The sequence below is a fragment of the Streptococcus sp. HMSC065H07 genome (assembly GCF_001837325.1).
In the GTDB taxonomy this organism is placed as follows: Bacteria; Bacillota; Bacilli; order Lactobacillales; family Streptococcaceae; genus Streptococcus; species Streptococcus salivarius_H.
Genome location: NZ_KV832026.1, coordinates 44,066 through 67,771 on the forward strand (window position 1 = coordinate 44,066; position 23,706 = coordinate 67,771).

Annotated in this window: 23 protein-coding genes and 3 pseudogenes; 23 read left to right on the forward strand and 3 right to left on the reverse strand. The window is 41.7% G+C overall.

From position 1 onward, the window contains the following. Window positions 1-78: 78 nt before the first annotated feature. The 16 genes and pseudogenes from HMPREF2637_RS11250 to pnuC all read left to right on the forward strand — a co-directional run. Complete coding sequence (locus tag HMPREF2637_RS11250) at window positions 79-243, forward strand: hypothetical protein (RefSeq protein WP_002891050.1); 165 nt, start codon at window positions 79-81, stop codon at window positions 241-243. A 121-nt stretch (window positions 244-364) separates the two neighbouring features. Continuing rightward, window positions 365-2,197, forward strand: coding sequence for a translation elongation factor 4 (lepA, locus tag HMPREF2637_RS03375; protein WP_002891049.1), 1,833 nt, complete (start codon window positions 365-367; stop codon window positions 2,195-2,197). A gap of 48 nt (window positions 2,198-2,245) precedes the next feature. Continuing rightward, on the forward strand, window positions 2,246-3,625 hold the full coding sequence (locus HMPREF2637_RS03380) for a hypothetical protein (protein WP_064524362.1): 1,380 nt from the start codon (window positions 2,246-2,248) through the stop codon (window positions 3,623-3,625). A 97-nt stretch (window positions 3,626-3,722) separates the two neighbouring features. Beyond that, window positions 3,723-4,064 (forward strand): hypothetical protein, encoded by a 342-nt coding sequence (locus HMPREF2637_RS03385; RefSeq protein ID WP_070839070.1) that lies wholly within the window; start codon window positions 3,723-3,725, stop codon window positions 4,062-4,064. Between the two features lie 221 nt (window positions 4,065-4,285). Beyond that, window positions 4,286-5,962, forward strand: a complete 1,677-nt coding sequence (gene alsS, locus HMPREF2637_RS03390) for an acetolactate synthase AlsS (RefSeq protein ID WP_064524367.1) — start codon at window positions 4,286-4,288, stop codon at window positions 5,960-5,962. A 15-nt stretch (window positions 5,963-5,977) separates the two neighbouring features. After that, entirely contained in the window at window positions 5,978-6,697 is a 720-nt protein-coding gene (budA, locus tag HMPREF2637_RS03395; RefSeq protein ID WP_002891043.1) for an acetolactate decarboxylase, read from the forward strand. A 161-nt stretch (window positions 6,698-6,858) separates the two neighbouring features. Further along, on the forward strand, window positions 6,859-7,308 hold the full coding sequence (locus HMPREF2637_RS03400; RefSeq protein WP_070839072.1) for a MarR family winged helix-turn-helix transcriptional regulator: 450 nt from the start codon (window positions 6,859-6,861) through the stop codon (window positions 7,306-7,308). A gap of 18 nt (window positions 7,309-7,326) precedes the next feature. After that, window positions 7,327-8,181, forward strand: coding sequence for an SDR family oxidoreductase (locus HMPREF2637_RS03405; protein WP_070839074.1), 855 nt, complete (start codon window positions 7,327-7,329; stop codon window positions 8,179-8,181). Further along, window positions 8,174-8,902: an ABC transporter ATP-binding protein gene (locus HMPREF2637_RS03410; protein ID WP_070839076.1), complete on the forward strand. Its 729-nt coding sequence runs from the start codon at window positions 8,174-8,176 to the stop codon at window positions 8,900-8,902. The genes HMPREF2637_RS03405 and HMPREF2637_RS03410 overlap by 8 nt, the downstream gene beginning before the upstream one ends. Beyond that, complete coding sequence (locus HMPREF2637_RS03415; RefSeq protein WP_070839078.1) at window positions 8,895-10,415, forward strand: ABC transporter permease/substrate-binding protein; 1,521 nt, start codon at window positions 8,895-8,897, stop codon at window positions 10,413-10,415. Before HMPREF2637_RS03410 ends, HMPREF2637_RS03415 begins: the two co-directional genes overlap by 8 nt. A gap of 110 nt (window positions 10,416-10,525) precedes the next feature. After that, window positions 10,526-11,326, forward strand: a complete 801-nt coding sequence (locus HMPREF2637_RS03420) for a PhzF family phenazine biosynthesis protein (protein ID WP_064524369.1) — start codon at window positions 10,526-10,528, stop codon at window positions 11,324-11,326. Between the two features lie 313 nt (window positions 11,327-11,639). After that, on the forward strand, window positions 11,640-12,242 hold the full coding sequence (locus tag HMPREF2637_RS03425) for a hypothetical protein (RefSeq protein WP_064524371.1): 603 nt from the start codon (window positions 11,640-11,642) through the stop codon (window positions 12,240-12,242). Beyond that, window positions 12,242-13,033, forward strand: a complete 792-nt coding sequence (locus HMPREF2637_RS03430) for an energy-coupling factor transporter transmembrane component T (RefSeq protein ID WP_171963628.1) — start codon at window positions 12,242-12,244, stop codon at window positions 13,031-13,033. Before HMPREF2637_RS03425 ends, HMPREF2637_RS03430 begins: the two co-directional genes overlap by 1 nt. Continuing rightward, entirely contained in the window at window positions 13,009-13,845 is an 837-nt protein-coding gene (locus HMPREF2637_RS03435) for an ABC transporter ATP-binding protein (protein ID WP_064524378.1), read from the forward strand. The genes HMPREF2637_RS03430 and HMPREF2637_RS03435 overlap by 25 nt, the downstream gene beginning before the upstream one ends. Then, on the forward strand, window positions 13,832-14,632 hold the full coding sequence (locus tag HMPREF2637_RS03440) for an energy-coupling factor ABC transporter ATP-binding protein (protein WP_064524380.1): 801 nt from the start codon (window positions 13,832-13,834) through the stop codon (window positions 14,630-14,632). The genes HMPREF2637_RS03435 and HMPREF2637_RS03440 overlap by 14 nt, the downstream gene beginning before the upstream one ends. Before the next feature lie 167 nt (window positions 14,633-14,799). Then, a pseudogene (pnuC, locus tag HMPREF2637_RS03445) lies at window positions 14,800-15,162 on the forward strand (nicotinamide riboside transporter PnuC); the annotation flags it as partial. A 199-nt stretch (window positions 15,163-15,361) separates the two neighbouring features. Here pnuC and HMPREF2637_RS03450 read toward each other — a convergent pair. The 3 genes and pseudogenes from HMPREF2637_RS03450 to HMPREF2637_RS03460 all read right to left on the reverse strand — a co-directional run bounded on the left by HMPREF2637_RS03450 (window position 15,362) and on the right by HMPREF2637_RS03460 (window position 16,803). Then, window positions 15,362-15,706 (reverse strand): hypothetical protein, encoded by a 345-nt coding sequence (locus HMPREF2637_RS03450; protein ID WP_064524381.1) that lies wholly within the window; start codon window positions 15,704-15,706, stop codon window positions 15,362-15,364. A gap of 68 nt (window positions 15,707-15,774) precedes the next feature. Next, window positions 15,775-16,248: pseudogene (locus HMPREF2637_RS03455) on the reverse strand (HXXEE domain-containing protein). Between the two features lie 15 nt (window positions 16,249-16,263). Continuing rightward, a complete protein-coding gene (locus HMPREF2637_RS03460; protein WP_253183508.1) occupies window positions 16,264-16,803 on the reverse strand; it encodes a TetR/AcrR family transcriptional regulator in 540 nt (179 codons plus the stop codon). 132 nt (window positions 16,804-16,935) lie between these two features. On the opposite strand from HMPREF2637_RS03460, the gene HMPREF2637_RS03465 reads away from it, so the two are divergent. The 7 genes and pseudogenes from HMPREF2637_RS03465 (at window position 16,936) to HMPREF2637_RS03490 (ending at window position 23,664) form a co-directional block, all read left to right on the forward strand. Beyond that, window positions 16,936-17,844, forward strand: a complete 909-nt coding sequence (locus HMPREF2637_RS03465; protein ID WP_064524386.1) for a cation diffusion facilitator family transporter — start codon at window positions 16,936-16,938, stop codon at window positions 17,842-17,844. Window positions 17,845-17,955: 111 nt separating this feature from the next. Then, window positions 17,956-19,050: a ferrochelatase gene (gene hemH, locus HMPREF2637_RS03470; RefSeq protein WP_070839080.1), complete on the forward strand. Its 1,095-nt coding sequence runs from the start codon at window positions 17,956-17,958 to the stop codon at window positions 19,048-19,050. Window positions 19,051-19,145: 95 nt separating this feature from the next. Further along, window positions 19,146-20,183 carry an alcohol dehydrogenase catalytic domain-containing protein gene (locus HMPREF2637_RS03475; protein ID WP_070839082.1) on the forward strand — a complete coding sequence of 346 codons (1,038 nt, stop codon included), beginning with the start codon at window positions 19,146-19,148 and terminating at the stop codon, window positions 20,181-20,183. 6 nt (window positions 20,184-20,189) lie between these two features. Then, a pseudogene (locus tag HMPREF2637_RS10775) lies at window positions 20,190-20,483 on the forward strand (IS30 family transposase); the annotation flags it as partial. Between the two features lie 162 nt (window positions 20,484-20,645). Then, complete coding sequence (locus tag HMPREF2637_RS03480; RefSeq protein ID WP_060933798.1) at window positions 20,646-21,041, forward strand: CopY/TcrY family copper transport repressor; 396 nt, start codon at window positions 20,646-20,648, stop codon at window positions 21,039-21,041. Window positions 21,042-21,059: 18 nt separating this feature from the next. Further along, window positions 21,060-21,431 (forward strand): cupredoxin domain-containing protein, encoded by a 372-nt coding sequence (locus HMPREF2637_RS03485; protein ID WP_060933799.1) that lies wholly within the window; start codon window positions 21,060-21,062, stop codon window positions 21,429-21,431. A gap of 10 nt (window positions 21,432-21,441) precedes the next feature. After that, complete coding sequence (locus tag HMPREF2637_RS03490; RefSeq protein ID WP_070839084.1) at window positions 21,442-23,664, forward strand: heavy metal translocating P-type ATPase; 2,223 nt, start codon at window positions 21,442-21,444, stop codon at window positions 23,662-23,664. The last annotated feature ends 42 nt before the right edge of the window (window positions 23,665-23,706 follow it).

Sequence of the window (23,706 nt, forward strand, 5' to 3'; positions counted from 1 at the left end):
TTTTTTTTTTTGCTTGATAAAACATAATGTTTCTGATAATATAATTGTGATTAATTACGCTTTAAAAGGAGCCTTTCTATGTCAGATATTTTACACTATATTATAGAGCACCCATTTTTTAGTCTCATTCTATTGGGAATTGTTGTACTAGCCTTCGGTTTAGCTCCATTTTCAAGTAGTTCTACAGAAAACAAGCGCTCGGCAATTATTAATAAGCACTACAACGATACTTTTAAGAAATAAGAAGGAGTAAATGCGGTCAGAAAGCAGATATTAGAGATAGGCAAAAGCTTGTCTTTTTTGTATAATAGAAGGTAACGATTAGTTTTTTTATAGTCACAAGTAAGAACTAGGAAAGATAAAAATGCCAAATATTGAAGAATTAAAACAACGACAGGAGAAGATTCGTAACTTCTCTATTATTGCCCATATTGACCACGGTAAATCAACCCTTGCTGACCGTATTTTGGAAAAGACTGAGACAGTATCAAGTCGTGAGATGCAGGCGCAACTCCTTGATAGTATGGACCTCGAGCGTGAACGTGGTATCACTATCAAACTCAATGCCATTGAGCTTAACTATACAGCTAAAGATGGCGAAACATATATTTTCCACCTTATTGACACACCAGGACACGTGGACTTTACTTATGAAGTGTCACGTTCTCTTGCTGCCTGTGAGGGTGCAATCTTGGTGGTGGATGCTGCTCAAGGGATTGAAGCGCAAACACTTGCCAATGTTTACTTGGCCCTAGATAATGACTTGGAAATCTTACCAGTTATCAATAAAATCGACCTTCCAGCCGCAGATCCTGAACGTGTACGTACAGAGGTTGAAGATGTTATCGGACTAGATGCCTCAGAAGCTGTGCTTGCATCAGCTAAAGCTGGTATCGGTATCGAAGAGATTCTCGAACAAATTGTTGAGAAAGTTCCTGCACCTCAAGGTGAAGTCGAAGCGCCTCTCCAAGCCCTTATCTTTGACTCTGTTTATGATGCCTACCGTGGGGTTATCCTCCAAGTGCGTGTGGTTAACGGAATGGTTAAACCAGGCGATAAGATTCAAATGATGTCTAATGGCAAGACCTTTGATGTTACTGAGGTTGGTATCTTCACGCCTAAAGCTGTTGGCCGTGACTACCTTGCGACAGGTGATGTTGGTTATATCGCGGCCTCAATCAAGACTGTTGCGGATACCCGTGTCGGTGATACAGTAACACTTGCGGATAATCCAGCAGCAGAGCCACTCCATGGCTATAAGCAAATGAATCCAATGGTCTTCGCTGGTCTTTATCCAATTGAGTCTAATAAATACAATGACTTGCGTGAAGCTCTTGAAAAGCTCCAATTGAATGATGCCAGTCTTCAATTTGAGCCTGAAACGTCTCAAGCCCTTGGTTTCGGTTTCCGTTGTGGTTTCTTGGGTCTTCTTCACATGGATGTTATCCAAGAACGTTTGGAACGTGAGTTTAACATTGATCTCATCATGACAGCACCATCGGTAGTTTACCATGTTAACACTACTGACGGTGAGATGCTTGAAGTATCTAACCCATCTGAATTCCCAGATCCTACACGTATTGATGCCATCGAAGAGCCTTATGTTAAAGCTCAAATCATGGTTCCTCAAGAGTATGTTGGTGCGGTTATGGAGTTGGCACAACGTAAACGTGGTGATTTTGAAACCATGGAATACATTGATGATAATCGTGTGAACGTTATCTATCAAATTCCACTTGCTGAAATTGTCTTTGATTTCTTTGATAAATTGAAATCATCTACACGTGGTTATGCAAGCTTTGACTATGAATTGTCAGAATACCGCCGTTCACAATTGGTGAAAATGGATATTCTCCTTAATGGTGACAAGGTCGATGCCCTTAGCTTCATCGTTCATAAGGAATTTGCCTACGAGCGTGGAAAACTTATCGTTGATAAGCTTAAGAAAATCATTCCACGTCAACAATTCGAAGTGCCTATCCAAGCGGCTATCGGTCAAAAAATTGTTGCCCGTACAGATATCAAAGCCCTTCGTAAAAACGTCTTGGCTAAGTGTTACGGTGGTGACGTTTCACGTAAACGTAAACTCCTCGAAAAACAAAAAGCCGGTAAGAAACGTATGAAAGCTATCGGTTCGGTTGAAGTACCACAAGAAGCCTTCTTATCAGTACTTTCAATGGACGAAGATGAGAAATAAGAGTAATAGTCAGAATGTGATGTTCTGGCTATTTTTGTAATAAAAGTTATGATAAAGATGATTTTAAAATTCCCCTTCTCAAAGCGTGGAAGGATTTATACTGCGACTATACTAATGCTTTTCTTTTTAGGGAATATATATACAAAGCACAAATTTCATGAAAAAGCTGTAGAAGAGTTACAGATGGCTCTAAAAGCTGATAAAGTAACTTCCAATGAGATTTTTGGTAGACGTCAACAATATGTTGCAATTAGTCATGAAGAACCCACTTACTATAATTCTGAAGATAATGTAGCTACTGAGATGATTGGTAGAAATCATTTTGTTCGCTATTACGACACCATGAGTAGTCTCCATCAAGCTCATTTGGTAGTTTATGATATCAACAAAAATTTTGAAAAGAAAATTATTAATTTGACCCCATATTTGAAGAAAATAAAAGATTTTAAAGATATTAAGGAGTTGGCTGTGTCTTTAAGATCGATTGATGGTTATGATTATGTTTTCTTGGAGAATTCTCAAAACGATAAGCAATTTGCTTACAATTTAGATACGAATCAATTTTTAACTATAGACCTACCAGATTATTCTTACAGTAAGGAGGAAATGCTTTATTTTGGTGATAAGAGTTCTGCTCGTAATCAGATGAATGATAGCAACATGTGGGGATATTTAAAGAGAGAAGGAAACTTGGATGAGCTTTTAAGGAAGTCACCAGCCCCAGAGGACAGCTATTTATCTGCTCAGCTAAACCTAATTATAGAAATTGATAATGTAGACATTTCCAAAGAGGAGAATCAGATTAATCTATTTAATGACAATCCCGAAGTCAAACATATTTACGAAGAAGCTGTAAATCAGACAGCAACAAATGGTAATACCTTAAAGAAATTTAAACTATTGACCCGTCAAGGCAAGGAAGGAGATTTCCCAGCTGGTCCAACTGAACCAGTGAAAAGGAAAGAACCTGATAAACCAAGCGAACCAAAGAAAGTTCCAGAATTTAATGTTTTTCCTGATTCTATTTTTCCTGTTAAAACTTTAAGTTTCAGTGAGATTCTGAACAAAAAGGCTCAACAAGATTATCAGAAAGACTATCGAGCTTACGAAAAAGCACGTCAAAAAGTTCAAAAGGATTACGATAGGGAATATAAAGCCTATAAAAAGAAATTGGCTCAATATGAGTCCTATAGAGATAGAGAGTACGACAAACAATCACAAATCTATTTTTCTCCTGAAGAGCAGACCAATGATATTTTACATTGGTTGGGAACAAATGGAGAGCAAGCAATTGTAATTTCTGTAGAGGACGGTGCTGGTATTAGGAAGGAAATTCATTCTTTTGCTGATATTAAGGAGTGGGTAGATAAACATGATTACGATAACACTATAAAATCGGACTTTAGAGATTATAAAGAAGCTAAATAAGGATTCATGGGCTTTTAGTCTTATCAAGAAACCCATTACAAGCATTTTTCTCAGCTTTAGGCTATAATAGACAAAAAGGAATCTTGGGAGGGCCACTATGGATATCATGAGTTTTATTCCCAGTCAGCGACAGGCTATTTTGGAGCGTTTTCAGCAAGTGGATGCCTTGGGATTAGGCGCAGTTCGTATTGAATTGAAGGTTGCTAATCCTGTTGGCATCATCTATGAGTGCTTTATTTTGGCAGGGGAGAATTATTTTTCTGATCAAGCAGTGGTATCCTTCCGCATTCTCTATGAAAAGGACTTGGAACGCATTTCTTTGGATGTCGTAGATATCCCTGGTCGCTCAAGCTTGTCTAATTATCTCCAGTTAATAGAGATTTTTGAAGGCTTGCAAAATTATCTTAATCGAGAGTTTGCTAAGGTAAAAAATTCATGAACATCTGATAGTAATCGGGTGTTTCTTTTTGCGATGGAAGTTCAAAATTTCACAATCTTTTTTTCACAAGATTGTCTGAAAACTGTGCTATAATGATAACAGAATTGTGAAGTGATAAAAGTTTGTGAAAAAACGAGCAGACTTTGACACTTTGACACTTTGTGACTTATACTTGAAAGGAAAATTGGCTCTATCATTTTAGGGCCAGAAGGACTGTGTTCATGTCAGAAGAAAAGCAATTGTATGGTGCGGATTTAGTGGTTGATAGTTTGATCAACCATGATGTTGATTATGTCTTTGGGATTCCAGGTGCAAAAATCGATAGGGTTTTTGATACTTTGGAAGATAAGGGACCTGAATTGATTGTTGCCCGTCATGAGCAAAATGCTGCTTTTATGGCTCAAGGTGTTGGACGTATCACAGGGAAACCCGGTGTAGTATTGGTAACATCTGGTCCAGGTGTCTCAAATTTGGCTACTGGTTTGGTAACAGCGACAGATGAAGGAGATCCTGTTCTTGCTATTGGTGGTCAGGTTAAGCGTGCAGATCTTTTGAAACGTGCCCATCAATCAATGAATAACGTTGCTATGCTTGAACCGATTACCAAGTATGCTGCTGAAGTACATGATGCTAATACACTTTCTGAAACGGTTGCTAATGCCTATCGCCATGCTAAGTCAGGGAAACCGGGTGCAAGCTTTATTTCAATTCCTCAAGACGTGACTGATGCTCCGGTCAGTGTTAAGGCTATCAAGCCTATGACGGATCCAAAACTTGGTTCAGCATCTGTTTCTGATATTAACTATCTCGCACAGGCGATAAAAAATGCCGTATTGCCAGTCTTACTTTTAGGGAACGGCGCTTCATCAGAAGCTGTAACTTACTCTATTCGCCAGATTTTGAAACATGTTAAATTACCAGTTGTTGAAACTTTCCAAGGTGCTGGTATCGTGTCACGTGACCTTGAAGAGGATACTTTCTTTGGTCGTGTAGGTCTTTTCCGTAACCAACCGGGGGACATGTTGCTTAAGAAGTCGGACTTGATTATTGCCATTGGTTATGACCCAATTGAGTATGAAGCACGTAACTGGAATGCTGAAATTTCAGCACGTATTATCGTAATTGATGTTGAACCTGCTGAGGTGGATACTTACTTCCAGCCAGAACGTGAATTGATTGGCAATGTAGAAGCAACCTTAGACTTGCTCTTGCCAGCTATTCAAGGCTACAAATTACCTGAAGGATCAGTTGAGTATCTTAAAGGGTTAAAAAATACAGTCGTTGAAGATGTTAAATTTGAGCGTCAGCCCGAAGAAGGTACCGTACATCCACTCGATTTAATTGAAGTTTTACAAGAACAAACAGATGATGATATGACAGTTACCGTTGACGTTGGTAGTCACTATATCTGGATGGCTCGTTATTTCAAATCTTATGAACCACGTCATTTGCTTTTCTCAAATGGGATGCAAACTTTAGGGGTTGCTCTTCCGTGGGCCATCTCTGCAGCTTTGGTTCGTCCTAAGACAAAAGTCATTTCTGTTTCTGGTGACGGTGGTTTCCTCTTCTCAGCACAAGAATTGGAGACAGCAGTTCGATTGAAATTGCCAATTGTTCATATTATCTGGAACGATGGCCATTACAATATGGTGGAATTCCAGGAAGAAATGAAGTACGGTCGATCATCTGGGGTTGACTTTGGTCCTGTAGATTTTGTAAAATATGCTGAGAGCTTTGGAGCGAAAGGTTATCGTGCAACAAGTAAAGAGGAGTTTTCTAGCTTACTCCAAGAAGCCTTGGCTCAAGCTGTAGATGGACCAGTCCTTATTGATGTTCCAATCGACTATAAAGATAATATTAAACTCGGCGAAACTATTTTGCCAGATGAATTTTACTAAAAAGAGGGTGTAGACATGTCTGAAGCCATAAAATTATTTCAATATAATACTTTGGGAGCCTTGATGGCTGGGCTTTATGGAGGTACTTTAACAGTTGGTGAATTGTTGGAGCATGGAGACTTGGGTCTTGGAACATTAGATTCTATTGATGGGGAGTTGATTGTTCTTGATGGTAAAGCCTATCAAGCTAAAGGCTCTGAAGGTAAAGTCGAAGTGGTAGAAGTTTCTCCAGATGAAAAAGTTCCCTATGCAGCAGTCGTACCTCACCAAGCTGAAGTTATCTTCCGTCAACGTTATGAAATGACTGATAAAGAACTTGAGGATCGTATTGAATCTTACTATGATGGGGTTAATCTCTTCCGTTCTATCAAAATTAAGGGTCATTTTAAACACATGCACGTGCGCATGATTCCTAAATCAAATGCGGATATTAAGTTTGCTGATGTTGCCACTCGCCAACCTGAGTACGAGGTAGATGATATTTCAGGTACCATCGTTGGTATTTGGACGCCAGAAATGTTTCACGGTGTGAGTGTTGCTGGTTATCACCTTCATTTTATTTCAGACGACTTGACATTCGGTGGTCACGTTATGGACTTTGTTATTGAAAATGGTATTATCGAAGTTGGACCAGTTGACCAACTCGATCAACGTTTCCCAGTTCAAGACCGTCAGTATCTTTTTGCTAAATTCAATGTCGATGAGATGCGTGAAGATATTACTAAGGCTGAATAAAATTTTTTAAGACATTAAAAATCATAGAAAGGACTTTCCTAGATAATTAGGGAAGTTTTTTGTTTTTTGAAGTTACTTCTATATCGAGATAGTTGACAGATGTAATGAAAGGTGTTACAATTCGTACTATAAAGTTCGATATGGAACAAAAAGGAGACAAAATGGACAAGATGTTAGGGGGCTACCAAGCTCTACAGATTCGTTTGTTGAATGGGCGACTTTTTCAAAAACTTTTGAGCAAGGAACCGGATGCCCAATACAGAAGTGAACAAGGGAAAATTTTAACGATTTTGTGGAAGCAAGAGTTGGGGTGCGCTACTGCGACAGATATCGCTCTTGCGACGGGTCTAGCCAATAATACATTGACCAGTATGGTTAAGAAATTGGAAGAACAAGGCTTGGTCACGATTCAACCTTGCACGCAGGATAAAAGGAAAAAATATATCTCTTTGACGGACCTCGGTTGGGCGCAAAAAGAAATTGGAGACCGTGTCAGCAAAGAATTAGGTGAGATTTTTTACCAAGGATTTTCTGATAAAGAAATCCGAGAATTCCAAGCTTATCAAGAGCGTATAATCTCAAATCTAAAAGCTAAAGAAATTGATATGTAGGGAAAGGAAGTAACAGTTATGATCGGAATTACAGGTGTAACAGGGAAATTAGGTTCCTATGTGGCTGATCTTATTGATAAAAAGGGAATCGCTTCAATCCATTTAGCACGAAGTCCTGAGCGTGCAAAAGTCTACGCGTCTGCGGAAATCCGTAAAATGGTGTATGCCAATACTCCAGAGGTGGTTGAGGCCTTGAAGGGGATTGATATCTTGTTGATGGTCTCTGCTCGGGAAAATCGAGATCGTGTCAAGGAGCACAAGGACTTTTTAGATGCTACAAAACTAGCAGGGGTGCAACATATCGTTTATACTTCTTTTTATGGGGCAGATGAGAAGGCAACTTTCACCTTGTCTCGAGATCATGCCCAGACGGAAACCTATATCAAGGATTTAGGGTTCACCTATACTTTTTTGAGAGATAATTTTTACTTGGATTTCTTGATTGATCTTGCACTTGAAAATGGAGAAATTCGTGGTCCGGCCGGCAGTGGTCTTGTGTCAGCTGTTGCCCGTAAGGACACATCTAGGGTTGCAGCAGAGATTCTTTTAAATCCTAAGGAGTGGGAAAATCAAACCTTGAATTTGACAGGGCCAGAGGATCTTTCCATGGAAGAAATCGTAGCGCTTCTCTCAAAAGAGACCGGTAAGGCCATCATGTATGTAGATGAATCAGTCGAAGAAGCCTATGAGTCACGGAAAAAATGGCCAGCACAAACTTGGGAGTACGATGCCTGGGTCAGCACCTATACAGCGATTAAAGCTGGGGAACAAGCTGGAGTTTCAACAGATATCGAAAAAGTTCTAGGGCATCCAGCAAGTAGCCTATTGGATACTCTTAGAGACAGAAAACTTATCGAGGAAGAATATGATTGAATATAAACATGTAGTCCTGCGCTACACGGATAAGGATATTTTAAAAGATGTCAATCTCCGTATTGAAGATGGAGAATTTATGGTCTTGGTAGGCCCTTCAGGATCTGGAAAAACCACCATGCTCAAGATGATCAATCGTCTTTTGGAGCCGACAGATGGCAATATTTATATGGACGAAAAACGCATCAAGGACTATGATGAACGCGAATTACGTCTGTCTACCGGCTATGTGCTTCAAGCCATTGCCCTCTTTCCAAATCTAACTGTCGCTGAGAATATTGCTTTAATTCCAGAGATGAAAGGGTGGACTAAAAGCCAAATAGCCTCTAAAACAGAAGAACTCTTGGACAAGGTAGGTCTGCCTGCTGCAGAGTATGCAAATCGTAAGCCAAGTGAATTATCTGGTGGGGAGCAACAACGGATTGGCATTGTGCGGGCCATCATTGGGGAACCAAAAATCTTGCTGATGGACGAACCTTTTTCAGCCTTGGATGCCATTTCCCGCAAACAGCTACAGGCTCTCACCAAAGACTTGCACAAAGAATTTGGTATGACGACTATTTTCGTGACTCATGATACGGACGAGGCCTTGAAATTAGGCGATCGGATTGCGGTGCTACAAGAAGGAGAGATTGTGCAGGTGGCGGATTCTGAGACCATTCTAGCCCAACCTGCCAACGACTTTGTGGCAGATTTGTTTGGAGGTGCTCACCATGTCTAAACTACTTACAACCTTTCAAGAACGCTTTGGGGACTGGCTCACTGCACTGGCGCAACATTTGCAACTGTCATTACTGACCCTTCTCCTTGCGATTTTTCTGGCGGTCCCTCTGGCTATTTATTTAAGTACACGCAAGAGAGCCAGCAACTGGGTTTTACAGGTGGCTGGGATCTTCCAGACTATTCCTTCCATGGCCCTTTTGGGCCTCTTCATTCCCATCATGGGAATTGGAACACTTCCGGCCTTGACAGCTCTCGTCATCTATGCCATTTTCCCCATCCTTCAAAATACCATCACCGGTTTACAGGGAATTGATCCAAGCCTTGAAGAAGCGGGGGTTGCCTTTGGGATGACCAAGTGGGAGCGTTTGAAGAAATTTGAGATTCCCTTGGCCATGCCCGTCATCATGTCTGGGATTCGAACAGCAGCTGTGATGATTATCGGGACGGCTACTCTAGCTGCCTTGATTGGAGCAGGAGGACTCGGTTCCTTTATCCTTCTAGGGATTGACCGCAATAATGCCAGTCTGATTTTGATCGGTGCCCTGTCTTCAGCCTTCTTAGCCATCGCCTTTAACCTTCTTCTCAAATGGATGGAAAAGGCCAAATTGCGGACCATCTTTGTGGCTTTTGCGGTAATGGTTATCGGATTGGGAGTATCTTATACACCAAGTTTTCTTCCCAAACCTGAAAAAGAAAATCTGGTTATCGCTGGGAAGTTAGGTCCTGAACCGGAAATTCTAGCCAATATGTACAAGATTTTGATCGAAGAAAACACGGACATGACAGTGACTGTTAAACCAAATTTTGGCAAGACCACCTTCCTCTATGAAGCTCTGAAAAAAGGGGATATTGATATCTATCCAGAGTTTACAGGAACCGTGACCGAAAGTCTTCTCAAGCCGGCGCCGCAAGTCGACCATGATCCAGAAGCAGTCTATCAAGCGGCTCGAGATGGGATCAAGCGACAAGACAACCTGGCCTTGCTCAAACCCATGGCTTATCAGAATACCTATGCTGTCGCGGTGCCTAAGAAAATTGCCCAAGAGTATGGCCTCAAGACCATTTCAGATTTGAAAAAGGTGGAAGGACAACTCAAGGCAGGATTTACCTTGGAGTTTAATGACCGAGAGGATGGGAACAAGGGCCTGCAGAAAGTCTATGGTCTTAATCTACAAGTCTCCACTATGGAGCCAGCCCTTCGCTACCAGGCTATCCAGTCTGGTGAAATCCAGATAACAGATGCCTATTCAACGGATGCCGAGCTTGCTCGCTATGACCTTGTGGCCCTAGAGGATGACAAACAACTCTTCCCACCTTATCAAGGAGCACCCCTCATGAAAGAAGCTCTTCTTAAGAAACATTCAGAATTGGAAGGCATTCTAAACAAGTTGGCTGGTAAAATCACAGCAGAGCAAATGAGCCAGATGAACTACCAAGTGGGAGTAGCAGGTAAACCGGCTGCCCAAGTCGCACATGATTTCTTGGTAAAAGAAGGTGTTATTAAGAAATAATGGAAAATTTGCACAAAAAGTAACTTTTTAAATAACTATTTTAGTTACTATTTGTCTGTTTTCTATCCTATTTTCAGATATAATAAAGATAACAAATTAAGGAGCCCTTCATGCCAATTAGTCAATATACGATTTCACAATTTATCGTTGATGCTTTTACAGATACCGTTTTTAAAGGGAACCCAGCTGCTGTTTGTCTTCTGGACGAATGTTTGTCGGATAATACCTTACAGAATATTGCCAAAGAAAATAATCTCTCTGAGACAGCTTTTACGGTTAAAAAGAACGGCTATTACGATTTACGTTGGTTTACTCCCGGTGGAGAAATCGATTTGTGTGGTCATGCTACTTTAGCAACTGCCTTCGTTCTCTTTCAATTTATAGAAGTGGATGTTGATAGTCTAACCTTTACAACTCAGAGTGGGGAGCTTTTGGTAACCAAAAGAGGAGAGCTATATGAGCTGAATTTCCCAGTTTACTCGATGCACCAAGTTCCAGTAACAAGTGAGATGGAAGAAGCAATCGGTGTCCGTCCTCTTGAAGCGTGGCTTGGAAGAGATCTAGTGTGTATCTTCCCTCATGAAAATGATGTCATTGCTGCGACTCCAGATTTCGATAAGGTTAAAGCATTAGATGGCTTACTCCTAAATATCACAGCTAAAGGTAAAAACTATGATACTGTTACACGTAGTTTTGCACCAAAATTATCAGTCATGGAGGATCCAGTTTGTGGTTCTGGGCATTGTCATGTCATTCCCTTATGGGCTAATAAGTTAGGACAAGAAGAATTTAGAGCTTATCAAGCCTCTAAGAGAAGTGGTCATCTTATTTGTCGTCTTGAAGGAGACAGGATTTACCTTGCAGGAAAAGCCGCCCTCTATAGCCGTGGCGAGATTTATGTGACAGACTAGATGTTGTCTTTTTAAAAAAGGAAGTATAAGCAATAACGATTAAAGTCATTATAGAAACAAAAGATGTCTAGCTGAGCTAGGCATTTTAAATTATTTCATATTTCTTGAAGAATTTTCAGAAAAGACTTGACAATTTTGAAAATAAGCGTATGATATAGAGTATGAACTTAGAAATAGTAATTTTACTATATTAATCTATGTCGACTACGGTTGGTATTGTGAAAAGACTAAATAGTTCTATTAACTATTCTATAGAGCGTTGCGTCCGAAAGTCATTCCTGACACGGCTCTTTAAAAACAAAAGGAGAAGATTATGAAAACTGAACCGATTCATCGTACCAGTATGTGGAAATTTAAGTTAAGTGCTTCCACCATGACTTTGATTCCCGCTGCCGTGGGGATTAACTATGTTGCCAAAGCCTTGGCGGAGGGGTTAAAGTTGCCCGTTTGGCTGGGGTCTTTGGGAACCTTTCTTGCCAGCATGTTGGCTGGGCCGGTTGCCGGTGCCATCAGTGGTTTCATCAACAACGTGATCTATGGGCTGACCTTATCGCCAATTTCAACCGTGTATGCGATTACCAGCATCGGAATTGGGATCGCTGTCGGAGTTTTGCACGCCAATGGGTGGTTCTCGTCAGCGCGACGAGTATTTGTTTCTGCTATTATTATTGCCATCGTTTCAGCTGTCATTTCAACGCCACTCAACGTCATCTTTTGGGGTGGTCAGACCGGTATCGCTTGGGGTGACTCATTGTTTGCGGTAATGGTCGCCAATCATGCACCAGTGTGGCTGGCCTCATTTACCGATGAGTTTGTCTTGGATATTTTGGATAAAGTCTGCGTGGCCTACCTGGCATTCTTCATCTATCGTCAGCTGCCGAAGCGGATGGTGCACTTCTTTAGCGGTGATAAATGATGACTGATCAAACATTGATTTCTGGAGCGCCACGGGTCAAGCTCAAGTGGTACCAGGTGATCGATCCGATTACTAAGCTCTTGTTCATCTTGGACATGACGTTGTTGAGCTTTGCCAGTATGAATTTATTGCTTCAGGCCGGATTAATTCTTGTCGCAACATTGCTATTGTTATTTTCCAAATTGAGTTCTACCATCTTTAAGGCGCTGGGATTCAGCCTGTTTCTGATTTGCACCATGCTGATCATCCAAGGGTTATTTTACAGTCGGAATCAAACTGTGCTGTTTTCTGTGCTTGGGGTGTCGTTCTACAAAGAAGGCCTGATTTACGCCACCACTCTGGGGTGTCGAGTATTGGTGATTATTTTGACCAGTGGCTTTTTTATGGTGACCACGAGTATTTCAGAAAACGCGGCCTATTTGGAACTGTCCGGATTGTCTTATAAAACCGTCTACGTTTTGATGTCGGTGTGTTATATTTTGCCGGAAATGATGCGTAATATGCGGAAAATCCAGCAGGCACAAAAAGTTCGCGGAACCAATCCGCAAAAAACGTTGATTCAGAAATTAAAGTCAGTCCTGCCGGTTCTAATTCCATTGGTGATTAAGACCTTGGATCAATCGATGGCGCGGTCGATTTCGCTCCAACTGAGAGGTTTTGATAATCCCAACCGGACTGTCAGAACCTCCCAGCGCGTGTATCGCCTGTCGCGGACGCTGCACATGGGTCTGACTGGATTGGCAATTTTATTGATTGGGTGGAAGATATGGAAGAAGATAAACGGATTGTAATTGAAAATTTGACCACCCGTTATCCGGGTACTAAGCAACCACAACTGCGTCAGATTAACGCGGAGGTTCATACCGGCCAGGTGGTTGGGATTATCGGGAATAGCCACTCCGGCAAATCGACTTTGTGCCGTGTGTTGGCAGGGGTCATTCCCCAAATTGTGTCTGCTGAGATTGAGGGCGACTGGCACATGTTTGGCCAGCGAGTGTCCGACAATTGGCCCGTTTATAATGCCATGAATGGAGTTGTACTGCAAAATCCAGCTGGCCAACTAAGCGGGTTGGCAGACACTGTTGCCGATGAAATCGCCTTTGACTTGATTAATCAGGGAATGGCTGAAGGACTGATTCAAAAACGGGTTGAAGAAGTTGCCACGCAAATGGGGCTGATTGAACAGCTGAATTTGCGTCCCGAGAGCCTTTCCGGTGGTCAGATCCAGCGGTTGGCAATTGCCACGGCGATTGTGGCTAATCCGGCTGTTTTGATTATGGATGATCCGACCAGTCAGATGGATCCCCTTGGCCGCCGGCAATTTTTCCAATGGCTGGCCCAAGTCAAAGAGACGACTATCTTCATTGTCACCAGTGAAATTGACGATTTGTGCGAAGTCGCCGACGTTGTGTGGGTGCTGCACGAGGGTCAAATGGTAGCCCAGGGCAGGCCGGGTGAGGTGTTTAATCATTTGGCAGCTGACTGGCAGATTCCAGCCCCGACAATCCAGCAACTTGCTCAAAAAATGGATTGGCACTTGGCTGATGGCCGGTATCCGGTGAATGGCGCTGATCTGAAGGAGGCTTGTTATGTCCACAATTGAACTGAACCACCTGACGTTCACTTATCCGGAACGGTCCTTTAGCTTGGATGTTGAAGACAAACACTTCGCCGATCCGATGGTGGCGATTGTCGGCCAAAATGGTGCCGGTAAATCAACGCTCTTCAAATTGTTGACGGGCTTGCTGACACCACAAACCGGTGTGATTAAGATCGATGGAGAAAATTTTAATGATCTTAAACCAGTCGAAAAGTTACTGAAGGTTGGGATTACTTTTCAGAATCCTGACGATCAGCTTTTCAACCCGACCGTTCAACGAGAGGTGGAGTGGAGTGTCGCGCAGGTCATGGATGACCACGACACGATTACGAGGCGGGCTTTAGCGGCTCTAAAAAGAGTTGGCTTGGATGATAAAGCAGCTGAAAGTCCATATGACCTGTCATTGTCGGAACGCAAGCTGTTGAGCGTTGCCACAGTTTTGGCAGTGGATCCGGCGATTTATTTATTTGATGAGCCGATGATGTCGCTTGATTGGGAAAGCCGGCGCAAGTTGACCGCAATTTTCCATCAGTTGGCTGATTCGGGCCACCAAGTTGTGACCATCACCCATGACATGGATTGGGTCGCCGCCGAGTTTGAGTCGGTGTATGTTATGGAACACGGGAAGTTTGGCTTCGCCGGCAGTCCACGAGAATTGTTCAGCGATCACGAACTTGTCCAGCGAGTGGGATTACTACCACCGCGGATTATGGACATAGCGGAGTCGCTGGGTGATTCACAGACATATTTATCGGTTGATGATTATTGCCAGAAAAATCGAGATGTATAGAAAAAGTCACCTCTGAGGGTTTTCCAGGTTGAAGGATTAACTTCAGCTTCTGGCAAGAACTCACGGTTCTTTTCTATCATTTGTCAAGTCTATCAAGGCTTTAAGTAAAAAAAAGAGATAAGACAGTATCTATTCTGAGGTTACTGTCTTATTTTTAACACTTTTTGATTTATCAAGCCCAGTTCAAAAAAGAAAAACAAGAATTTGTTGCCCGTAAGTTGGATACCGTGGGATGGACCAAGTACCTCTTAATTAGTGTACTTTGGTGGCTAGCTTTTGGTCTTATTTACCAGTCAATTGGAGCTAATCGTCCTTATCGTGATTCTATTACCGATGCGACAAATGGTGTCGGTCAGCTCTTGATGACAGCTGTTTACCGTGAACAATGGATTTTTTGGGCTGCTACCAATGTTTTCTCTATCTATTTGTGGTGGGGAGAAAGCTTACAAATTCAAGGAAAATACTTCATTTACCTTATCAACAGTTTAGTTGCTTGGTACCAATGGAGCAAGGCAGCTAAGAAAGCTTAGTACTGATGTTTATCAATTAATAAGAGGATCCAGTAGGGGTCCTTTTTTGGATATTATTTCCCTTATGTAGAAGCTATTGACAATGCTTATAACATATGGATTAAAGATAAGAACGTTTATTTTCTAAATAATAAAAAGGGCTAGATTTCACCTTTAGGCCTTTTTCCATAATATTTGTAGCAATGAGTATCACAACATCTTACAATAAGTATAGACTAACATATAACAAAATAGTAATTAGCAAGTCAATGGCAAAACGAATTAGGTGGTGTGATTTGTTGAATTTCTTATTATTTTTACCATTCATGACAGCGCCCAAACAAATCATAGAGTTACCCAATATCCAGGTATAAATTGCCCAGTTGTGACTAATCATTACAAGGAGTAGTGCTAAGATGCCAACTATAGCACCAGCTAGAATAAATCCAGTTCCAAAGTTTTTTTTGCCTTTTAGAATAGCTGATAGTGCAGCAACAAGATGAAGCAGGACAAAAGCAAGGGCTAAGAATACTGTGATGATGGTAAAGATGAGATAAAGTGACATAGATGTTTCCTTTCTAGGATAAATAAAGTAAATGTATGTGATAGAGTTAAGACATTAAGACCTTTACGCTACCTTAGTTTGAGACTCTTTTTATGAAGAACCATAAATGAAAATATAAGATTTACAAGGATAAGTGATAAGGTAATGAAAGAGTATCAATAAAGATTGATGGGTACGTTATTTTTGAGATAGAATAAAGAAAATAAACTCGTAAAAATGCCAGTTAACAATCCAGGAACATATTTTCGAAGGACAATTGTCTGAATCAGATGTCCGAAAATATGGTTGATATAAGCAATTACAATGGTTGCGTAAATAGTATAGTTGCTAAACTGATAGCTAAGAAAAAGTGATAGAAGCAGGATCAGAAACTTCTCCAAGACAATGGCATTGAAAGTAAAAGGAGTGTAATAAGAAAGGAATCGAATATCTGGAAACTGTGCTGATAGTTTTTTGACAAAGGATGGCATCCATATGATTTCCTCAAGTTCGTGAAGCATGAATAAGGCTGGAAAGAGAAAATAAAATTGAGTGAGGGTCATTAAAAAAACTTCTTTCTAGTTTGAACCAACTTTCAGTATCTCCAAATAAAACTGGATGACTTCTTGTTCGGTGTAAGTCTTGCCTTTTTTCAACCACCAGCTGAGGGTTTCAATGAAGTTGGTTACGACCAGGTGTTTGAGATAGGAGTGGGGGATGTTGGGGTGCGATTTAATCAGTTTTTCAACTACCATGGGGTAGACGTCGTGCTCCAGTTCTTTTTTCAGTTGCCGGATAAAATAATCATTTTTGGAAAGCAAGAGACTGGTCACATGGTCTTGATTTTTCTTGAAATGATCAAAGATATGGGCTAGATAGTCTTGGGGAGAGAGCTGATCATCTCGCTCAAAGAGGTGGTGAAAGAGTTTTTGGCAGAGTTCATCCAGCAAGAGTTCCTTACTCTCGTAATGGCTGTAAAAAGTTGAACGCCCCACATCAGCACGGTCAATAATTTCCTGAACGGTAATAATGTCGTAGTCTTTTTGGTTGAGTAAGTGTAAAAAAGCATGATAGATAGCTTTTCTAGTTTTGGTAATACGACGATCCTGTGTTGTCATATGGACACTTTGAACAAATTGTTCAGTAACGTACATCCTAAACAGTTTGCCCCTATCCTTTCTTTTTAGAGTTAGAGATAATACTAGTGAGAAGATAATACTATTACTATTATACCAAAGGAAGGTAAAAAAATGAGTTCAAAACGTGCTGTCTGGCTGGCTTTTTTCTTGAATCTAAGCTTTGCTATTGTTGAGTTTATTGCAGGGGGAATCTTTGGTTCCAGTGCAGTCCTCGCTGATTCGGTCCATGACTTGGGGGATGCTCTAGCCATTGGCCTCTCGGCCTTTCTAGAAACGATCTCCAATCGTCAAGAAGATAGTCGCTATACCCTAGGCTACAAGCGTTTTAGCTTATTAGGGGCTTTAGTAACGGCAGTCATTCTGATGACCGGGTCTGGTATGGTAATTTTAGAAAATGTAAGCAAGCTTTTCCACCCTCAGCCCGTCAATGACGAAGGGCTTCTTTGGTTGGGAATGATTGCTATCAGTGTCAATGTGCTGGCGAGTCTGGTCATTCGCAAGGGGCAAACCAAGAATGAATCCATTCTCAGCCTGCATTTTTTGGAAGATACCTTAGGTTGGTTGGCAGTCATTCTGATGGCCCTTGTCCTCCGATTTACAGACTGGTATATCCTAGATCCCCTCTTGTCTCTCGCTATTTCCTTCTTTATTCTGTCCAAAGCCATTCCACGTTTTTGGAGCACGCTCAAGATTTTCCTGGATGCTGTGCCAGAAGGGGTAGATATCAAGCAAGTTAAGAATGATTTAGACCAGTTGAACAATGTCGCTAGTATCAATCAGCTTAATCTTTGGACCATGGATGGCTTAGAGAAAAATGCTATTGTTCATGTTTGTCTCAAACGGAGGGAGCAGATGGAGGTCTGCAAAGAAGCGATCCGTACCTTGCTCAAAGAGAGGGGCTTTCAAAATGTCACCATCGAAGTGGATGAAGACCTAGCAACTCACCGCTCCCACAAGCGAAATATCGAAGAGCTGGAAGCCAGTCAAAGTCATGGACATGATCACCACCACCATCATTAAGGTTTGTTTTTCAACTCTTAAAGTCTACCTTTAAGAGTTATTTTGATACTAAGTTCCCTAAAGTAAGCCTTTTCATGATAAAATAGAACAAATGTAGAACAAGGAGTAATTATGAGTAAGAGAGCTGTGTTGATGATGACCTTTGGTTCACCAGAAGAGATTACCTATGAAGGAGTAGCGGAATTTTTCACAAATATACGCCGTGGGGTTCGTCCTGAACCACATGAAATTCAGACTTTATATGACAATTACGTCCGAATCGGTGGAACCCCACTCCAAAGGATAACTAGAGAAGAAGTGGACATGGTTGCTACTGCTCTTGGAAATCAAGCGTCAGTTTACTTTGCTAATAAATTTTCCCGCCCTTTTATCACTGATGTAATCAAAGAGATGGAGAATGACGGAATTGAAGAATGTTTGTGCTTGATTTTAGAGCCCCATTATTCTTACTATTCTGTCATGGGATATGAGAAATTTTTAGAAAGTGAGCAGATTAGGTTCCAAATTATCAAGGATTGGTACCAAGAACCTTCACTTCTTCACTACTGGGCTGATGAGATTCGAAATATTTTAGATCAAATTAGAGATGACAGCTATAAGGTGATTTTTTCAGCTCACAGTGTACCAGTTTTGGCCCTTGATTTTGGCGATCCTTATATCGATCAGATTTATGACAATACTCGCTTGATTGCGGAAATTTTAGGCCTTGAAGAAGACAAGTATACCAATACATGGCAGAGTGAAAGTGATATTGGTATTCCTTGGATTAAACCTGATGTCTTAGAATACCTTCATGATGAGAAGGAACACCCTGACCACTATATTTTTGTCCCGATAGCTTTTATTAGTGAGCATATTGAGGTTCTTTTTGATAATGATGTGGAGTGTAAGGAGCTTTGTCATGAGCTTGGTGTGGCCTATCACCGTCCTCCTATGCCAAATAGCGATTCTCGTTTGATTAAAGCACTTCTTTCAACCATTCAGTCTCATATAGACGGTGACTATCGTTACTATCATCCTCAACTAGAGACTTTTGATGAGTTGGAAGCTCCTTCAAACACAGGACAGATTTTAGAAGAGGAGGAAGATATTCAGATGCCTGATTTCGTCAAAAAATTGATTGCTAAAAAAGGTCGAGAGAATGTCAAGATGCCATATCTAGTAAAGAAAATGCTTGAAAAGAAGTATGGAAAAAAATATGATTAAGTAACTAAATATGACCGTAATAGGGAGTGTTTGATGTGAGCGATCTCTTGTTAAAAAGTATATACTATCAGTGACGAAAGAATAGAGGTTATTAAATGAAATCAGCAGTTTATACCAAAGCTGGGCAGGTCGGCATTGAGGAAATCAAACGTCCAAGCATTCAAGAGGCAGATGATGCCATTATCAAGATAGTACGTACTTGCGTTTGTGGATCGGACCTTTGGAGTTACCGTAATCCGGAAATGGAAGAAGGACATAGAAATAGCGGTCATGAGGCTATCGGAATTGTCGAAGAAGTTGGCGAGGAAGTTACTACAGTAAAACCAGGTGACTTTGTCATTGCCCCTTTCACACATGGTTGTGGACAGTGTGATGCCTGTCGTGCTGGTTTTGATGGCTCTTGTGACAACCACCCAGGTAATAACTGGTCTGGGGGCGTGCAGGCTGAGTATATCCGTTTCCACTTTGCCAACTGGGCCCTTGTCAAAATTCCTGGGCAACTTTCTGATTATAGTGAAGGCATGCTCAAGTCATTTTTGACACTGGCTGATGTCATGCCGACGGGTTACCATGCAGCGCGTGTGGCTAATGTGCAAAAAGGTGATAAGGTGGTCGTTATCGGAGATGGGGCTGTTGGTCAATGTGCTGTCATAGCAGCTAAGATGCGTGGTGCTTCACAAATTGTCCTTATGAGTCGTCATGAAGATCGTCAAAAAATGGCTTTGGACTCAGGTGCGACTGCAGTTGTTGCTGAACGTGGCGAAAAAGGCATTGCCAAAGTCCGTGAAATCCTCGGGGGAGGAGCAGATGCAGCTCTCGAATGTGTCGGTACAGAAGCAGCGGTAGATCAAGCTCTTGGAGTCCTTCACAATGGTGGCCGTATGGGATTTGTTGGTGTTCCGCACTATGAAAACCGTGCCATTGGATCAACCTTTGGACAAAATACAACGATTGGTGGCGGACCAGCCTCTGTCACAACCTATGATAAACAAGTTTTGTTAAAAGCTGTTCTTAATGGCGACATCAATCCAGGTCGTGTCTTTACCACAAGTTATAAATTGGAAGATATTAATCAGGCCTATAAAGATATGGATGAACGCAAGTCTATTAAATCTATGATTGTGATAGAGTAACGAATTAAGTCGATCACTTTTGATTGCGGAAAAGAATTTTCTAATTGGAAATCTATTTCGAATGCACATGACATTGATATTTTCTTTGCGGATCCAGGATGTCCTGAGCAACGAGGTCTCATTGAACATTCTAATGGCTTTTTAAGACGAAATGGACTACCTAAACAAATGGATTTTACGAATACTTCTCAAAATTATTTATCAGCTACAGCTGATAAAAGAAATAGAATTCCTAGGAAGTCTTTGAATTATCAAACACCATCCCAAGTTTTTCTGAGTTACATGAAAAATCTAACTTAATTTGACAATTTAGGGAGATAAAAATAGGGAGTGGAAAAAGCCCAACCAGACAAATCTTCAAAGAAAGATTTGTTTTTTTAAAACTTTTGGTTGACAAATGTAAACCTTAGGTGTAAAATAACATCATAAGATTTACAAATGTAGATTTTGAAAGGAGAAGCCATGCAAATTTCTAATGCGGAATGGCGCATCATGAAGATTATCTGGATGGAAGGCAAGCAGACCAGCACGGATTTGATCGCCGTCTTGTCCGAGCGCTTTGACTGGTCGAAGTCGACCATCAAGACCCTCTTGACGCGCTTGGTGGAGAAAGGATGTTTGACTAGAGAAAAATCAGGCAAAGCCTTTGTTTACTCGGCTTTGTTGAAGCAGGACCAGGGTTTAGACTTGGTGGCTGAGGATGTGAAAGACAAGGTTTGCTCAAAAAGAATTGTCCAGGTGCTTGAGAACTTGATTCAGGAGAGTGACTTTACGCTTGCAGATCTTAATCAGCTGCAGCAGGTGCTCGAAGAAAAGAAAGCAGAGGCTGTCGAAACAGTCCCTTGCAATTGTATGTAATAGAAAGAAGGAAATTCCATGTTTGGATTAGTGATTAGTATTGTTTGTTTACTTTTGGTTGTCTTTATTGCTTGGTGGTTCTTTGCAGAGCATGAAAAGGTAAGCGGCCACGCTCGTCAGAAATCAGGTTATCAAGAAATTGAAGTCGAAGTCATGGGGGGCTATTCGCCTGAAACCATTGTCCTGAAAAAGAATGTTCCAGCCCGGATCATCTTTAATCGCAAGGATCCATCTTCATGTCTGGCTCAAGTGATCTTTCCAGATTTTGGCGTTCATGAAGATTTGCCTTTAGGTGAAAAACATGTCATTGAAATTACGCCAGAAAAAGCGGGCGAATATGGGTATTCATGTGGAATGAACATGATGCATGGTCAAATGATTGTGGAATAAAGGAGTAGGTATGGTAGAAAAACAAAAAGCAGTTGTGGAAAACGGAGTGCAAAAGATCCGTATTACAGCAGAAAAGGGCTATAGTCCCAAAGAATTTCAACTTCAAAAAGGGATCCCTGCTGAAATCACCTTCCATCGGGTCAATCCTTCCGGCTGTTACAAGGAAATTTTGTTTGAAGATCAGGGGATTTTAGAGCCTTTGGAAGTCGGTGTGGATAAGGTGATATCCTTTACCCCGACAGAAACAGGGGACTTTGAGTTTTCATGTGGAATGAAGATGCAAAAGGGTTCCTACACGGTTGTGGAAAAACGCCGTCGTGTCTTAAGTTTACGGGGTCGCTTTTGGATTACTAGTATCTTCACCCTTCCTTTATTGATCTTGATGATTGGGATGTGGGCAGGATTTGTCTCCCATCCAGTCAGTCGCTGGGGGACTTTTCTAGCGACAACGCCGATCATGTTGGTAGCAGGAGTACCTTTTATCAAGAGTGCCTGGGCCTCATTTAAGAAGCACCATTCCAATATGGATACCTTGGTAGCTCTTGGAACCCTGGTAGCCTATGTCTATAGTGTATTTGCCCTTTTTACTGGTCAGCCAGTATACTTTGAGGCTGCGGGTTTTATCATCTTCTTTATCCTCTTAGGGCAAATCTTTGAAGAACGGATGCGTAACAATGCCTCCGAGGCTGTGGAAAAATTGTTGGATTTGCAGGCAAAAACGGCTCAAGTTCTCCGTGATGGGAACTATGTCGAGGTGGCGGCAGAAGATATCCAAATTGGTGACTTGATTCGGGTCCGTCCTGGGGAAAAGATCGCGGTTGATGGGACGATTGTAGAAGGAAGTACGACCATTGATGAGTCGATGGTGACAGGTGAAAGCTTGCCTGTGGAAAAATCAGTTGGCGATGCAGTTATCGGCTCCACTATCAACAGCAATGGGACCATTCTCTTTAAGGCTGAAAAAGTCGGTAGTGAGACCCTCTTATCTCAAATTGTGGACTTTGTCAAAATGGCCCAATCCAGTCGTGCTCCTATTCAAGATTTGACGGATAAGATTTCAGGTATCTTTGTTCCAGTGGTGACGATTTTGGCCATTGCGACTTTCTGGGTTTGGTCCGTGCTTCTGGGCGCGTCGCTTCAAGAGGCCATGCTCTATGCAGTCTCTGTCCTCATTATTGCCTGTCCTTGTGCCCTTGGTTTAGCAACCCCAACAGCCCTGATGGTCGGAACCGGCCGTAGTGCCAAGATGGGGGTTCTGATTAAAAATGGAACAGTTCTTCAAGAAGTGCAAAAGATTCAAACCGTTGTGTTTGATAAGACAGGGACTATTACCATTGGCCAACCACTTGTAACCGATGTTGTAGGAGATGAAGCGCGTGTCTTGACACTGGCTGCTAGTCTTGAAACTTTTTCAGAACATCCACTAGCCCAAGCGGTGTTATCCCAAGCAGAAGAAAAAGGTTTGGTGTTATCGCCTGTGAAAAACTTCCAAGCGATTGAAGGAAAAGGGGTCCAAGGTCAGATCGACCAGCAGTTGGTGACCTTGGGAAATGGCAAACTTCATGACGGGACAGCGATGGATCCGGAGCTTGAAAAACGGATGGTAGACTTGCAAGAGCAGGCCAAAACAGTGATCAGTTTGTCTGTGGATGGGCAAGTGATTGGCTTGATTGCCATTCAAGATGCTCCAAAGGCCAGCTCAAAAGAAGCGATCAAAAAGCTCAAAGAACGGGGCTTGAAAACGGTCATGTTAACGGGGGATAATGAACGGGTGGCCCAAGCTATTGCTAAGCAAGTGGGAATTGACACCGTCATTGCTGATGTCCTTCCTCAAGAAAAAGCTAGCGCCATCCAAAAACTGCAAGAAGCTAGCAAGGTCGCGTTTGTTGGAGATGGGATCAATGATGCTCCAGCTCTCTCGATCGCAGATGTGGGGATCGCTATGGGATCTGGAACGGATATTGCGATCGAGTCCGGTGGCATCGTGCTCACGCAAAATGATTTGCTTGGCGTTGTGCGCGCCTTTGACATGAGTCAAAAGACCTTCCGTAGGATCTTACTCAATCTCTTCTGGGCCTCTATCTACAATATCCTTGGGCTTCCAATTGCTGCAGGAGTATTTGTAGGACTGGGATTGACCCTCAATCCAGAACTAGCAGGTCTTGCCATGGCCCTTAGTTCTTTGTCTGTTTTGACTAGCTCTCTGCTTCTCAATGTTGCGAAAATTGATTAAATGAAACAAAAAGAGAGTGGGACAGAAATCGGTAATTCGTTA